Origin of the sequence: Streptomyces sp. NPDC004539, from assembly GCF_040610055.1 — a bacterium.
Lineage (GTDB): Bacteria > Actinomycetota > Actinomycetes > Streptomycetales > Streptomycetaceae > Streptomyces.
The window spans coordinates 234,560-248,585 of record NZ_JBEXLS010000007.1 but is presented as its reverse complement, the minus strand read 5'-3'; the positions used below and the strand labels follow the sequence as shown (position 1 = coordinate 248,585).

Genomic DNA, 14,026 nt, shown 5'->3' with positions numbered 1-14,026 from the left:
CTCAAAACCGGGAACCGGTCCAGGCTGCCCCTGCCCAACCCCAGTCTCGGCTCGGTCGCCACACGTCAAGCCGTGCTGACCGTATGGTGGGGAATCTCATGGACGAACAGCAGGCTGCGACCGGGTGCCGGGAGTGCGGCCGACGTCCGGCGGATCAGTGGCTAAACGACGAGGGCCCCCTGTGCGATCCGTGCCTGGATGAGCGGATCGCGGCGGTGACGGGGATGCCGCGCCTCCCGCTCGCCCCGCCCCCGGTAGAAGTCGTCGGTAGGGACGGGCGTCGGCATGTCATGCGCTACCGACTGTGGCGGGCTCCCACCGGGATCGCGGTCCAGCTGGTCGAAGAGCGCCGGGACAGGGACGACGGGTTCGAGTTCGCCGTGCTTGGCGATCACGACGCGGACGCAAACCAACTGGCCGCGCAGGTGAGGGCAGAGGCCGAAGCTGAGATCAGCTTCGGCTATCTGGAACCGGCCTCACCGGGCCCGGGGTGGCAACTAGCCGGCAGGACAGCCGCAGGGCGGCTGGTCGGGGATCTTGAGGGTGGCCCGGTACGGGCCGTGGTCGACGGGCAGATGCTGTCGTGGGAAGAACTGGGCGAGGCCCTGTCCTCGTTTGAGGGTTGGAGGTTCCGCCTCATCATCGACGACCCCATGACGGACGCGCGGTCGGATGCGGCCACGGCGGCAGACGGCGAGCAGAACCTCCCCGGCTGAAAGCATCGGCCCGGTCGGCCGTCACGTCAGCACGGCCCTGCTCTCGGCAGGGATACGTGGAGTGCGGCATGTGCCCGAAGCAGGACTACCGGTCGAGTTTACGCAGGATGTGCACGATGTCTCGGCGCAGGAACGGTGCGTCCGCGGGTCCCTTGACGAACTCCAGGATGGTGATGTCCTCGTGCGTGCAGCTGCTGTCGGCGTGACTGCGGGGGTTCATACAGTGGGACCGGCTGTGCTCCTGGACGGTCCACCGGTGTTTGTACTGGATGGACGAGCCCTGGGCAGGCACGACTGCCGAGTTTCCTGCCTCACCGGACGGTTGTGGTGCGCGGCCGCGGACGGTGACCAGGCGGACCGTTCCGTCGTCCTCGATTCCGCGCCTTCGGTCGGCGCGGGTCTTGGTGGGCTTGCGCGTCAGGAGCGCGGTGTCGGTGATCGGCTTGCCGATCTGTTCCTGGGTGATCAGGTCCCAACAGGCGATCAGGACGCGGGCCGCGTGCTGGCTGGAGTAGGCGTCGGAAGGGGGTGCGAAGACCTGGCCTTCGGACACGACATGAGTGTCGCTGAGGTCCAGGGGAGGGGTGTCGCGCTCGTCCTCCATCACGGAGTCCTGGACGTGGTACAGCGAGATCCACCAGTGAGGGCCGGCTGCGAACCCGACCGGCTCATAGGTGTCGGCGTCGTTCAACCGCACCCAGCCATCGGGGTGTGAGTCCGGGTCCCACAGGCCCCAGGCGGCGGCAACGACGTCGGACTGGCCAGGAGTGGCGAGGGACACCGGATCGGAGAAGAACAGCAGGCCGTTCGGCGAGGGCACCCGGTGGGCCGACAGCGGGGTGGCCCGTGGACGGGTCGCTTTACGCAGGGCGACGGAGCACATGTCGCCGTCGACGAAGTAGAGCCGGGCCTTGGAGAGGCGCTGCACTTCCTGGTCGGCCAGGATGTCGCCGGCTGCCGGATTTCCGTGCGGGGCCGGGCCCATGCTCAGGCCGCAGATGCCAAGGAACGCCGTCGCCTCTGCCCGGCTCTCGGGGTGGTCGACGAACTTCATCAGCTTGCGGCGGATCTCCGGCAAAGTACGGGGATCGGGCGGCCAGGCCAGAGGGTCCCAGCCGGGCGGCTCGCAGCCCGTCAGCCACGCGAGCGTGCTCTCCTCGACCATGTCGGACGGGTCAAAACGGCGCAGCCACGCCGAGGTTCCGTCGCCGTGGAGGCATGTGACGGCCGCCAGGAGACGCGACCACGCGGTGATGCGCACGACTCGGTTCCGGTCCTGGACGACCGTGTCCACCGGCCCCGTGGGGTGGCCGAGCACCCAGGCGTGCGCCTCGCACTCCCGGGCCGCTGCGGGGCCGACCTGGCGGCGAACCCAGGTGACGGTCTCCTTCTCGATGTCCCCGGGAATCGACTCGTTGACACCGGCGAGCCAGTTCAGCAGCAGCCACTGCTGCTGCCGCATACAAACGATCTCGGTGCTCCGGTCCGCCTCCGCGTCCACCTCGGGCAGCTGCGCCAGAACCGTTCCGAACACTTACTCAAGGGGGAAGTGCGGGTGGTCGAGCACGGTGTCGATGAGCATCGTCGCGACGCCGGCGATCGAGTCCACCGCAGCGATCTCGTGCTTCTCCTGCGTCCTCACGTCGAAATCCCCCAAGACCGTGAACCGCGCGCTTCCGTGCTTCCAGGCTGCCGAGCCCGAGCGGCGTCATCTGAACTTCCGATGTTGCCAGGATGCTGCGCCTCGCGAGGGTGTGAGGGTGGCAATCCACTCGAACGGGAGGGCGTGTGGTAGTACCCCGAAAGCGCTCGGGCGCTCGGCCTGTCCCGTACCGGGAGTCCAGTTCATGATCGAGTGAAGGTATCCAGTTTTCCAGAGGGCACGACAGAAGGGATGCGTGCGCCCGCGTGCATGTCGGCGCGACCGTGAGCGCTGAGCGACACTGAAGGTGAATTCGCTCTACTCTCCTCTGACTGGTCTGGTCCCTGCAGTTGACCGCCGTTGCGGGAACGGGCGGCCGGGAACACCAGCATGAAGAGAGCGAGGCGTGGATGGGGAGGCCGCCCAGGGCCCGGGTGCTGTACGACGAGTTGCGGGCTCTTGAGGCAAAGGCCAGGGTCGCCCGGAGCAGGCAGCCGGGGCAGAGGTATTCGCGTCGTGACGTCGTGCAGCAGGCATGCGGTCGCGGTTCGTCGTTGGACAGGCGCCTTGGGGAGTGGCTGCACGAGGAGTGGGACAAGGCGAAGACGCCGGACCCCAGCAGCATCGAGCAGTTGATGGCCGTGGTCAGGCTGTGGAGCGAGTGGGCCGGTGAGCGGTGTAGCGAGAGCCGGTGGCGCACTCTGCTGGACGAGGCACAGCCTCCCCGCACTCCGCTTCGACGCCCGCAGACCCTTGCCGCCGGGGCGGCGGTGCTGGACCGGATGGCCGACGAGAGCCGGCATCGGATAGTGAGCCGGTGGATCGCGGCGGGCGCCGAGCGCGAGGATGCGGTCGGCTGCGCTGACGACGCCTCGCTGGGAGATCCGCGGGCGTGGTGGAGTCGTCTTCCCGAGACGGGGTTCGCGGTGCTCGAGGGTGATCTCGGATCGGGCAAGTCACTGAGTGTAGAGCGGCTGTATGCCGCCGACATCGCTGCGGCCCGTTCAGATCCACAGGCTGCGATCCCTGTGTTCCTTCGGGCCCGAGATGTCCTGGCGGATCTGCGGCGGACGATCGAGGAAGCCGCAGTCCCGGTGGGTGATCTTGTTCAGCGCACGGTACGGCTTGTGCTGGACGGCCTGGACGAGCCCGGTCCGACCCGGGGCGAGGACCTGCTGGCCCAGGCCCAGTCCTTGGCCGTGCTGCACCCTTCGTGGCGGGTCATCGTCACCGTCCGGTCCGGTTTCCGCCTCACGGGTGTGCCCGACGGCGAGCGGCATGTGTGCCCTGCCCTGTCGACGGAGGCAGCCGAGGCCCTGATCGTGCGGCTGGGCGGGCGTGCTGGGGCATTGCGGGGGGTGAGCGCGGAGGTCGGCCAGGCGCTGCGGCGTCCTCTCTTCGCGGTGATCGCCGCCGCGCTGCAGCGTGAGGACCGTCGTCTTCCCGCACGGCCGGTGGCGTTCCTGGAGGCGCTGGCCGAGCACGGTATCCGGCTCTCCGGCGCGCCCGAGCCGCATGCTCGCCGTCTGCTGACCCGGCTCGCCGCGGCCTCGCTTGCCGCGGGCGGGCGGGCACCAGTGGCGCAGGTGGGTGATGCCGGCAGCATCGACACCCTCCGGGCCAGCCGTCTCGTCGTCGTCCGGGGACGGACGGTGGAGTTTGCGCTGCCCGTGCTGGAGCAGTACTTCGCCGGCCAGGCCGTGCTCGCCGGCGAGTTCCCCGCTACGGTTCTCGACGATCCCGACCAGCTGGCAGTCTGGCGGAGCGGGCTCGCCCTGGCGGTCGCCGCCGGCAGCTGGGACCAGGGCAGCAATCTCATCCGGCGGATCGTGGCGCGCCACCCGGGGGCGGCAGCATGGGCCGTCCACGAGGCCGTTCCCGACCACCATGACCTGTGGGCTGCTGATGCAGAGGTACAGCCGCTTCCGCGCCGTCCGAGGGCGGAGACGGTCCGCCGCATGCAGCAGGCCTGGGACACCTGGACGGACCGGCTGGCCCCCGCCTCGGGTCTGCTCTACCGCCGCCGTGGTCCGCTGACGGTCGACGCCCGCTGGGACGGTGCCCGGCTGAGTGCCCAGCTGCTGCTCCGCAGTGGAACAGAGACGCCCGCGCTGCGGATTCCCTTCGAGCACCGGTGCCTTGAGCGCGACAACCGGACTCGGCCCGTACAGCCCTGGTACGGGCTTGTGGCCGCCGACCACGAAGCCTGGCCCTGGCACTGGGCTCTCGGCCTGGTCGCCGACCGACTCACCGACTTGTGTACGGGCAAGGATCTGCCCCTTCCCGACTGCCGTCCGCACACCGCCGAACGCCTCTACCTGACCGCGAAGGCCCTGCTCAGCCGACAGGAACGCGATCATGTCCCGCTGCCCGCCGAGGACGCTCTCGCCGCCATCCGCGCCCGACTCCACAAGAGCCCCACCGCGGTTCGCATCAGCCACAACGGCCGACTCGACACCACCCCCGCCGAACTGCGCCGTCTGCAGGAGCTGCTGGAGCGGGGCAGCGCGGTGGGCGTGGACGGCATGCTGCACCGCCCCTATCCGGTGCCCGACCGCGACGGCGGTGAGTGGATCTGGAACGCCTACTCGCCCCCGCAGTTCCATCGGCTGATCTGCCAGGTCCTCACCGCCGCGTTCGAGATCTACCGCGCCCTGGTGACGGCCTGGTTCCCCTTGCTGCACGACACCCTGGGCCTGACCGCCTCTGCGGCGCAGATCAGCGGAGTGCTCCGCGTGCCTTCCGACCCGGACGGATGTCCCTCACTGCTGCTGCACCTGCGGGACCGCACCGTGCCCGGCACGCCCCTGGTCGACGTGACCTTGGTCCAGGACGACGATCAGCCCGCCGTCCCCGCCGCAGGGCACGACGGGGCCAAGCCGGTGTCGTGCTGGGCACGTCCTCACACCGAGCCCGCGGTGTCCGAGCCGGCCATGTACGGCGACACCCCGGCGATCGACTACGCCTACGCCTGGCTCCACGACGATCTCGCCCGGCTCCATCTCGCCGACCCGCCGCGCTGGCCGGGCGGCCTGTGACACCGGTGGGCCAGGCGGACACCGTCCCTGTGTGTCTTTCGCAGCCCGTCGGCCTCCTTCATGGGTGTGCTGGGGACCGCGGCTGTTCCCCGTAGGCGTCTTCGATGGCTCCGGCATTGATCAGGGCGCGCTGGAGTGTTTCGTGTCCCGCGGTGTCCGAGGCCGGGAGGCGGGCCAGCAGATCCGCGGCGTGGCGGATGGTCTCGGCGTGGTGGAAGCCGTCCGCAGGGTCGGTAGCGAGGGCGGCCGCGGCGATCAGGGGAGCGGACGGACTGGAGGGGGTGCGGGCGGCGCGTTCGGCTACCCGGTAAGGGGCTTCGAGGGCGGGCTGCTGGAGAACGGTGCGGGCGGTCAGCTCCAGCCAGGTGTTCTCGCCGAGAGTGTCGGCGTAGGCGAAGCGGCCGGCGCCGTGCAAGGCCCGGGCCGGCAGGCGGGCGTCGAGGGCGGCCCGCCACACGGTGGCGGCACGGCCCGGCCACGGGCCGGGCTGGTCCAGGCGGGCGATGAAGGTGGCGAGGCGGGAGAGCAGGACGGAGACGGCTTCCGGCCCGCCGGGGCGGTCAGCAAGGCCGGTGAGGAAGGTGCCGGCGGGGCCCAGGGGCGTGGTGTCGTCTAGGAGGGCGAGGAAGGTCTTGTCGAGCGCGCCTTCGGCCTGTGGGGCACACAGCGCGTCCCACAGGCCGGTGCGGTCCAGGCGAGCGAGGAGTGCGTGGTCGGGGCGGCCGCGGGTGAGCCAGCTGCGGGCGGGCCGCCACGGGGCGTCCAGGGCAAGGAGCGGTCCGGCGTGGGCGGCCGTCCAGCGCGGGTCCGCGTGGTGCAGCTGGCGGAGGCAGAACCCGATGACGGCCAGGGCCTGGTCGTCCGCGTCTGCGCTGAGCAGTGCCTGAAGGATGTGGGTGCTCTCCTCGGGAAGGCCGCTGTCGGTGCGGGCGGCCTGCTGCACTCCCCAGGCGGTCAGCGAGAGCAGAGCACTGCCGCCGGGCGTCTGCACGGCGTCGATCACGGGGGACGGGGAGGACCGGCGGGGCATGGTCCAGCCGGTGACCAGGCGCTGCAGCCAGGCCACGGCGTCCGGTTCGGCTTGTGGCAGGGAGCCGCCGGTGTCCCAGAGACGGTGCAGGAGGTTGGTGATGACGCGTTGGAGGGCTTCTGCGCCCGGCGTGCGGTCCTGGGCCGGGGGCCGTACGACGAAGGCGGCCTGAACGACCGGTGCCAGCAGCGCCGCGTCGAGAAGGGCTTGGCCTGCGGCGAGGTGAAGGGCGTTGAAGTAGGCGGCCTGCAGGACCGGGCGGGCGGCGGCGGCCGCCACGGCCCCCGGGCCTGCGGCCCAGGTGTTCGGGTCCTGGGCGACGAGCTCACCGAGCAGGCCGGCGCGCGCCTCATCGGCCTCGTCGTCGTTCTCACGGGACACAGGAGTACGGGCGAGTTCTGCCACGGCGGCGGTCGGTCCGTCGGTCCCGGCGTGCGCGGCGAAGGCGGCGGCGGAGAGTCCGCCGTGGCTCTCCGTCCAGGAGGTGATCCGGACGGCCGGCTGGGGTCGTTGCGGGGGCGGCCCGTACTGGTCCTCCAGTGCTTGCAGCACCTCCCGCCACGGGGCGCGCACCGGGGCGGGCAGCACCGGGGACAGGGCCCGCGCGATACGCCAGGCGCTGGGCACCGTTGTGGGATCGGCGGCGCGCCAGGCGGCGATCTCGTCCGGGGCAGGCGGTGTTCCCAGGGTGATGGTGAGGGCCGTCTCGAGCGAGGTTCGCCGTCCTTCGGGGCAGTGGGCTTCCAGGAGGGCGATGAAGTCGGCGATGTCCGCGCTCGGCAAGGCGGCGCCGCCCACCCGGCCCGCGGTGGTGATCGCCGTGTCCCACCAGGCGGCCTCGGCGTCGGAGCGCCGGCTGTCGTGGGGGAACGACTCCGTCAGATGGACCGCTGCGAGCCGCGCGCGCAGCGGCGACTCCGCGAGCTTGCTGTGTACCGCGCGCAGCCGCTGGGCGACCGGGACGGCGAGCTCGGCTTCGGCCAGCGCAAGGTCAAGTACGGCCCGCACCAGCGTCAGTTTCACGGCATACGGCGGGTTGTCCAGCGTGACCTCGCGCAGATCGTTGGAGGTCTCAAGGTCCCAGTGCTCTTCGTCGTCACCGAGGTAGTCGCCGAGGACTCCGGCCAGCGCGAAACGGATGATCACGCCGAGCCGGTCCGCTCCGGTACGCAGTCGGCCGCCGGGATGCGCGGTACTGATCAGGATCCGCAGCAGATGACCGCTCTCCCACACCTCCCGCGCGGTGAACTCCCTGCCTTTCAGGATGTGTTCCAGGACCTGGACCCACTGCCCGTCACGCTCGGCCGGCGGGACATCACGGGCCCAGTCCCCGGCGCGCACCAGGATGTCCCGCTGCGGCCACCGCCGCACCATCGTGACCACGAGGGCGCACGCCTCCATGCGAGCCGCGCTGACCAGGGCAATGGCCTGCGCCCGCGCCCCGGGCCCCTGCTCATCGATCGCGTCCAGATGCCTGTTCACCCACGTGCACAGCCGCTGAGGCTCCTCGGCGAGCAGCCTCAGCAGATACGGAGCGGCCGGCCAGCGCCGTTGTTCGGGCAGCAGCCGCTCAAGCGGCAGCAGATCCAGCCACCGCCCGCTCACCGCGGCCCGGAAGAAGTAGGCTCCGGCCCGCGGGTCGGTCATCGACGCGACCTCGTCCGCGTCCCGGGCGACGGGAGATGCAAGCCGGGCCAGCACACGCAGCCGGTCCACTCGCTCCGGCAGTTCGAGAAAGACTCCCTCCATGGCGGCGACCACGCCGTCGAACTGGCGGCGCGTCTCGTCAGCGCCGCTACCGGAGCCGTGCAGCACCCCGGACGCCGTCTCGTAGAACGCTCCCCAGGTCGTACGGGCGGCTGCCCGCTCGGCAAGCCCCATCTCCAGGCGGGTCTGGTCGAACACCAGCTGCCCCACCTGCCGCGCCCGGAACCCGCCGCGGTGTGCCTGCTGAGCGCGCAGTTCACCGACCGCGTCCAGGAGCGCATCCAGGTCCACCTGGGTCACCTGCTGGTGACGGCCCCAGGAATCGGCCACGGCCCCGGCGGCCTCGACCACCGCCTGCCGGGCACGCCTCGGCCCGGGAAAATCCTCGCCCGCGATGTTGTTCAGGACACTGTCCAGGGCACCGCGCAGGCATGACTGCGCCACTTCGTAGGGGCGGCGCAGCCGATCAGGGTGATTCAGGATCGAGGCCGCGTCCAGGAGCAGATCCAGGGCCCGTTCCCCTGCGGGCCCCTGCGCCCGCAGAGCCTCGCCGAGTTCGGGTCCCACCCCACACACGGCCGTCTGGGAAGCCCCGGCCGTCCCGGGTCCGGAGCGGGTGTCACTCACCCGCCCACCGTACCCGCGCCGACCGGCACCCGTTCGCCGGCGTCTTGAGCGCTGAGCCCGAAGGCGGCGATGAGCGGGACGGCCGGCGTCCGGTCGGCGACGCCTGCCGGATCAGGACACGGACGTCTCGGTGAGGATCTTCGCGGCGTCGCGGGCCACCTTCAGCCCCAGTCGTCGGACTTCACCGAGCGGCGGGTACATGGCGTCGTGATCAATGCCCTCCCCGGCCAGGCGTTCCAGGAGTTCAGGCTTCCACGACGAGCTCACACGCAGCGTCCAGCCCGTCGCGGACCAGTTCATGTTCGGCTTCCCCGTGGCGCTGTTGAGGAAGTTGACCCCCAGCGTCGAGATGTCGGGGTACTGGTCTCCCGGAATGTTCAGTCCCTCGATCCGGTAGGACCGCCCGCCGTAGCGCCGGTTGAGGCCTCCGACGAGGAAACGCCCGCGCTGCGCCCGCATCCGCGGATCGAGCGGGGCCTGGTCGACCACGGCCACCTGCCGTGTCCACTCCCCCTTGGCGCGACGCCGTCCGTGCGTGGCATCGGCCCACTCCAGCGCCTCCTGGGAGAAGTCGATCGTGTCCACCCGAAGGTCGTCGTCGCGGTGTAGATGGAGCATGAACAGACGCCCGTCGGCACCGTGCTGCTGGTCGACCGCGAAGAACAGCGCTTCCAGCGGCGACTCGGAGACGTCGATGAGCCGGGTGGGAATGCCGTGGTGCTGCAGGACAGCAAGGAGCTGGCCGTCCGTCATGCCCCGTCCCACTCCCTCGCGCCGCATGGCGTCAATGACCGCGCGTTCCGTTCCCGCCATCACGTGCTCGTCCACTTGGTTGGGGACACCGGCCTCCGGCGCAGCCGGCCGTGCGCGGCAGACCCGGTACAGGCTGGAGGACAGGCCGTAGTCGGTACTGGGCTGCCCGCGGAAGAAGACGTCCTTGCCCGGCGTCAGCGCCCACGCGTGCGAGACCAGCCGGTCGGCGCCGCCAGCTTTCACCCACTCCCACAGTGCCTCGGCGGAGGTGACGTCCAGGCGGAGGTTGGAATCGCGTTCGTGGAAGTACTGCGCGGCAAGACCCATGAGAGGAACGTAGCGGGCTCGGGGCGGGCCCGGAGTGCATTCCGGGCCCGCCCCGTCCCGGGCCGGCTACCGGTGCTGCACCAGCCATACAAGGCCCGCCACGCTGTGCGAACCCGCCGCCCAGGCGGCTCCGTTGACGAGGCTGAACAGGGCGGCGCGGGCGAGCCGACGGGTGATGGGCATGGGCTTGTCCATGAGGTCCCCTCCTGGAAGTTCACCCGGCCCCAGCGGCCGGGCACAACGACCGTGCCGGGCGAGCGAGGGGGTTGTCCGAAAGGGCGGGCACAGCGGGCAAACTCCCTCTACGCTCCTGGTCATCGGGGGTGCCCGCCGTCCCCGCAGCGGGCAGCCGGGCACGGCGGGCACCGGAAATCAGGGGGCGCGGATGGAGAAGCCGGCGGGGGCCCGTGCCCTGTACGACGCGCTGCGCGCACTTGAGGAGAGGGCCAAGACCGCGCGAAGGAGGAGCAGGCAGCGGTATTCGCGCCGCTACGTCGCCCAGCGGGCAGGGGGCGACCCCAAGTCGCTGGGCAACCGGCTGGGAGAGTGGCTCGACGAGGAGTGGGGCAGGGCGCGGACACCCGATCCCGGCAGTGAGCCCGAGCTGATGGCCGTCGTCAGAGTGTGGAGCGAGTGGGCCGGTCAACGCTTCGAGGAGCGCCGATGGACCACCTTGCTGGAAGAGGCCCAGTCTCCCCGTTCGGCCCCGCTGCCTGTGCCTGCGCAGGAGTTGGCGTTCACCGGGTACGACGACTGGATCGAGCAGAACATCCGGCCCGCTCAGCTGGTCGGCAGGCAGGGGGAGTTGCGGGAGCTGACCGAGTTCTGCACCGGCCCCGATCTCCCCAGCGCGTCCGCGTACGTGTGGTGGCAGGCGGCGGCCTGGGCGGGGAAGTCGGCTTTGGTCTCAGAGTTCGTCCTGCGTCACCGGCCGGCCACGGTGGACATCGTCAGCTACTTCATCACCGACCGGCTCGGCCGCAACGACCGGGAGGGATTCCTCGATACGGTGATGCGGCAACTGGCCGTCCTCGCCGGGCGTGAGGCCGGTGCGGTGAGTATCCGCGCGCAGGACCTCCCCGAACTGTGCCGGGCCGCAGCCGAGGCGTGCCGCAGCCGGGGTAGGCGCCTGGTGCTGGTGGTGGACGGTCTGGACGAGGACCAGGGCGCGGCGGCCGGTGAACGCAGTATCGCCGCGCTGCTGCCGCGCCACCCGCCGACGGGCATGCGCATCGTGGTCACCGGCCGGCCCCACCCGCCCGTCCCGGACGACGTCGCCCCCGACCACCCCTTGCACAGCCTGGAGATCATCCGCACGCTCGCCCCGTACCCCGATGCCCGAGGCATCAGCGCCCTGGCCCGCCGCGAGCTGCACCGGCTGCTGGAGGACGACAAGGTCGGCGTTCCGTTGCTGGGCCTGCTGGTGGCGGCACGAGGCGGCCTGACCGCTGCCGACCTGGCCGCATTCGTCGGTGTGCTGCCGTATGAGGTCGACACGATGTTGCGCGGGATCACCGGCCGCAGCTTCCTGCCCGCCTCCCACGGCCGGATCCGTCTGCCGGACATGTCGGCCGGTCCGGTCTCCCACGCGCTGGGTCATGAGGAACTGCGCCGGGAGGCGCTGACCGCACTGGGCGACGTGACCAGGTTCGAACAGCAGATCCATACCTGGGCGGACGGCTACCGTGCCCGGGGCTGGCCGGAGGGCACTCCCGACTACCTGCTCTACGACTACCCGCACATGCTGCACAGCATCGGTGACGGCGAACGACTGACCGCGCTGGTCGCTCTCGATCCGCGTCGCCAGCAGGCTCTGCTGGCCCGTGCGTCCCTGGACGCGGCGCTCTCCGAGATCGACCTCAACGCGCAGATGGTCCGGCGCCGGTGCCCGCAGGATCTGAAGGGACTGGCCGGGCTCGCGGCCTCCCGGGCCGTGCTGAACGAGCGGGCCCAGGGCGTACCAGCGAATCTCCCCGCGGCGTTTGCCCGGCTCGGGCATCCGCAGCGTGCCCTGCGGTTCGCGCTGGTGGCGCCGTATCCCGCGGCGAAGGCCGTGCGTCTGGCGAAGGTCGCCCGCGTGCTGGCGCAAACCGGGGACCCGCATGCCGTCCAGGCCGCGCGGGACGCGGCGAGGTGGGCCCAGCAGGCCCGTGAGGAGTCGGCGCCGCCGAGCGGTGACGAGGACGACGCCGAGGCCGCGACCGCGGAAGCCGCGGTGGCCCTGTATGCCGTTGGCGACTTGGAGCAAGGAGGAGCCCTGCTCAGCTCGCTGCGCTCTCCGACTCCGTACGACAACGTGACCTTGAGCTGTGAGGCGACGGCGCAGGCATCTCTCGCCGGCCGCGCCCATGCCCCGGAGCTGGCAGCGGAGTTGCTCGAGCGGGCAGAACAGCTGGCCGACGACGTTCCTTCCGGTTCCCCGGCCGATCCGAGTACCCCCGTGACGGCCTGGGCTGCTGTCGCGGCCGCGGCCGAGAGCCCGCACGCCGCCCGGCTGCACGACAGGATCGTCCGCTACGCCGACGAGTTCCCCACCGGCCTCCTGTCCTGCCTGGTCGACGCCGCGGCGGCCTCAGCCCTGGCCACCGACCGCCCGGAACACGCGCATGCGCTGGCCCGGCAAGCCGCCCGGCGCCTTGAAAGTGCGCTGGGTGACCCCGACGCGCTCACCGAGGCCGACGTGCAGAACCTCGCCTTCCTCCTGGCCCCGATGCTCACGAGCGTCGCACGCGCCCTGGTGAACACGGGCCGCACAGACGTCGCACGCCACCTCCTGACCTGCGTGCCCGACACACGGCACACCTTCCTCGGCAGGGACGTCCGCGACGGGGCGCGCGCAGTGATCGCCGCGGACCCCAGCTCCCCGGTCGAGCGTCCCTCCGCTGAAGCACTGGCCGAGCAGGCTTGCCGCCTCGCGCAGGACAACCGGCCCCAGGAGGCAAGCCGCAGGCTGCTCCAGGCCCTCGAATCACTCGAAGCCTCCCGGCCCGCCGCCCGGCCGCATGAGACGTGGCTGATCATCCTGTGCAGGGCACTCGCTGTGATCGGGCACCACGCCGACGGCGCACACTTGGCCCGCAGCCTGCACGACCCTACCCACCAGGTCCAGGCGCTGGCGGGTGTCGCCGTCGCAGCTGCCGCCGCCGGGCATCTCCCGGACGGCCGGCGGCTGGCCGACGAAGCCGCCGAGCGCAGGAGGACGCTCGAGGGCGCCGGGTTCTTCTCCGTCCGTGACGGCGCGCCAGGTCGCGATGTCAGCGATGCGCGGGCCGCCGCCGCACAAGCCCTGGCGTATGCCGGCGATGGCCCGCGAGCCCTTTCCCTCGTGCAGGACACCGACGGCCCGGGCAGCGACCGGAAGCGACGCGCGCTCGTCGCCGTGGCGGCCGGGCTGTGCTCCCACGACCCGGCCACTGCAGCCCACATCATCGATCACCAGCGGGAACTGCTCCTGGCCAGCACCTCCCCGCAAGGGCCGGGCGGGCGCATCGCCGATCTTGCCGAACTCCTCGCCGCTCTGCAGGGCACGGATGCGGCCTGCGCCGAACGCCTCCGCGACGCCGTCGGCCGCGCGTGGGAGCAGCTGAAGGAGACACGTACGCCGCTGGATGCGGAGGACTTCCTCGTCCTGCTTCTCCTCAGTGCGCCCGGGCAGGGCGAGCAGGCCCGGCAGACACTGACGCAGTGGGAAGACAACAGAGCGAGCGTGCCCCCGTGGGAACTGCCGACCGCGGCCGTGGCCATCGCGCACGCCGCGTTCGGGGACCTCGAAGCAGCCCGGCGCTGCGCGAGCAGTCTCAACGTCCCCTACGACCGGGCAAAGGCGTTCGCTGCTGTGGCCAGCTACCTCACCGGCGCGCCCACGTCCCTCAGATGTGTCTCCGAGTCCACCAGCACCGCCTTCGCCCAGACGTTCCGGATTCTCGCCCACTCGCAGGTGCCTGCGGACACGGCACGACCAGCCCAAGAGGCGGGATCCTTCGCTGTCGACGCGCTCGCGGGCGACGGCTGGTACCACGTGCTGCCCGTTCTGGCCCGCATCGAGCCGGCCTCCGTCGTACGCGTGCGGGACATCGTCTTCGCCCACCGGCAGCTGGAAGCGTGACACCACATCCCTCCCTCGCCGCGTTGCGCTCCATCGGCAACGCGTGCGAAAGCACGTCGATGGCAGGTGGCGCCCGACTGC

At 71.3% G+C, this 14,026-nt stretch carries 7 protein-coding genes; 3 read left to right on the top strand and 4 right to left on the bottom strand.

Annotated features, from left to right (window positions below; genetic code table 11):
- Window positions 1–98 precede the first annotated feature (98 nt).
- Entirely contained in the window at window positions 99–716 is a 618-nt protein-coding gene (locus ABZX85_RS17415; protein WP_355868575.1) for a hypothetical protein, read from the top strand.
- An 85-nt stretch (window positions 717–801) separates the two neighbouring features.
- Here ABZX85_RS17415 and ABZX85_RS17410 read toward each other — a convergent pair whose 3' ends face one another.
- Window positions 802–2,250: a hypothetical protein gene (locus ABZX85_RS17410; RefSeq protein ID WP_355868572.1), complete on the bottom strand. Its 1,449-nt coding sequence runs from the start codon at window positions 2,248–2,250 to the stop codon at window positions 802–804.
- Window positions 2,251–2,912: 662 nt separating this feature from the next.
- Here ABZX85_RS17410 and ABZX85_RS17405 point away from each other — a divergent pair.
- Entirely contained in the window at window positions 2,913–5,396 is a 2,484-nt protein-coding gene (locus tag ABZX85_RS17405) for a hypothetical protein (RefSeq protein ID WP_355868569.1), read from the top strand.
- A 58-nt stretch (window positions 5,397–5,454) separates the two neighbouring features.
- On the opposite strand, the gene ABZX85_RS17400 is transcribed toward ABZX85_RS17405, so the two are convergent.
- The 3 genes from ABZX85_RS17400 to ABZX85_RS17390 form a co-directional block, all read right to left on the bottom strand.
- Window positions 5,455–8,760 (bottom strand): hypothetical protein, encoded by a 3,306-nt coding sequence (locus ABZX85_RS17400; protein WP_355868566.1) that lies wholly within the window; start codon window positions 8,758–8,760, stop codon window positions 5,455–5,457.
- 111 nt (window positions 8,761–8,871) lie between these two features.
- The gene (locus ABZX85_RS17395) at window positions 8,872–9,840 is read right to left on the bottom strand and encodes an FRG domain-containing protein (RefSeq protein ID WP_355868563.1); all 969 of its coding nucleotides are present in this window, start codon (window positions 9,838–9,840) and stop codon (window positions 8,872–8,874) included.
- A gap of 66 nt (window positions 9,841–9,906) precedes the next feature.
- Window positions 9,907–10,035, bottom strand: coding sequence for a hypothetical protein (locus ABZX85_RS17390; RefSeq protein ID WP_355868560.1), 129 nt, complete (start codon window positions 10,033–10,035; stop codon window positions 9,907–9,909).
- Between the two features lie 190 nt (window positions 10,036–10,225).
- Here ABZX85_RS17390 and ABZX85_RS17385 point away from each other — a divergent pair, with 190 nt between their 5' ends.
- Window positions 10,226–13,945 (top strand): hypothetical protein, encoded by a 3,720-nt coding sequence (locus ABZX85_RS17385; RefSeq protein WP_355868557.1) that lies wholly within the window; start codon window positions 10,226–10,228, stop codon window positions 13,943–13,945.
- Window positions 13,946–14,026 lie beyond the last annotated feature (81 nt).

Coding starts and splice junctions, on each gene's coding strand:
- ABZX85_RS17390 (WP_355868560.1), bottom strand. CDS start 10,035: ATGGACAAGCCCATGCCCATCACCCGTCGGCTCGCCCGCGCCGCCCTG.
- ABZX85_RS17415 (WP_355868575.1), top strand. CDS start 99: ATGGACGAACAGCAGGCTGCGACCGGGTGCCGGGAGTGCGGCCGACGT.
- ABZX85_RS17385 (WP_355868557.1), top strand. CDS start 10,226: ATGGAGAAGCCGGCGGGGGCCCGTGCCCTGTACGACGCGCTGCGCGCA.
- ABZX85_RS17395 (WP_355868563.1), bottom strand. CDS start 9,840: ATGGGTCTTGCCGCGCAGTACTTCCACGAACGCGATTCCAACCTCCGC.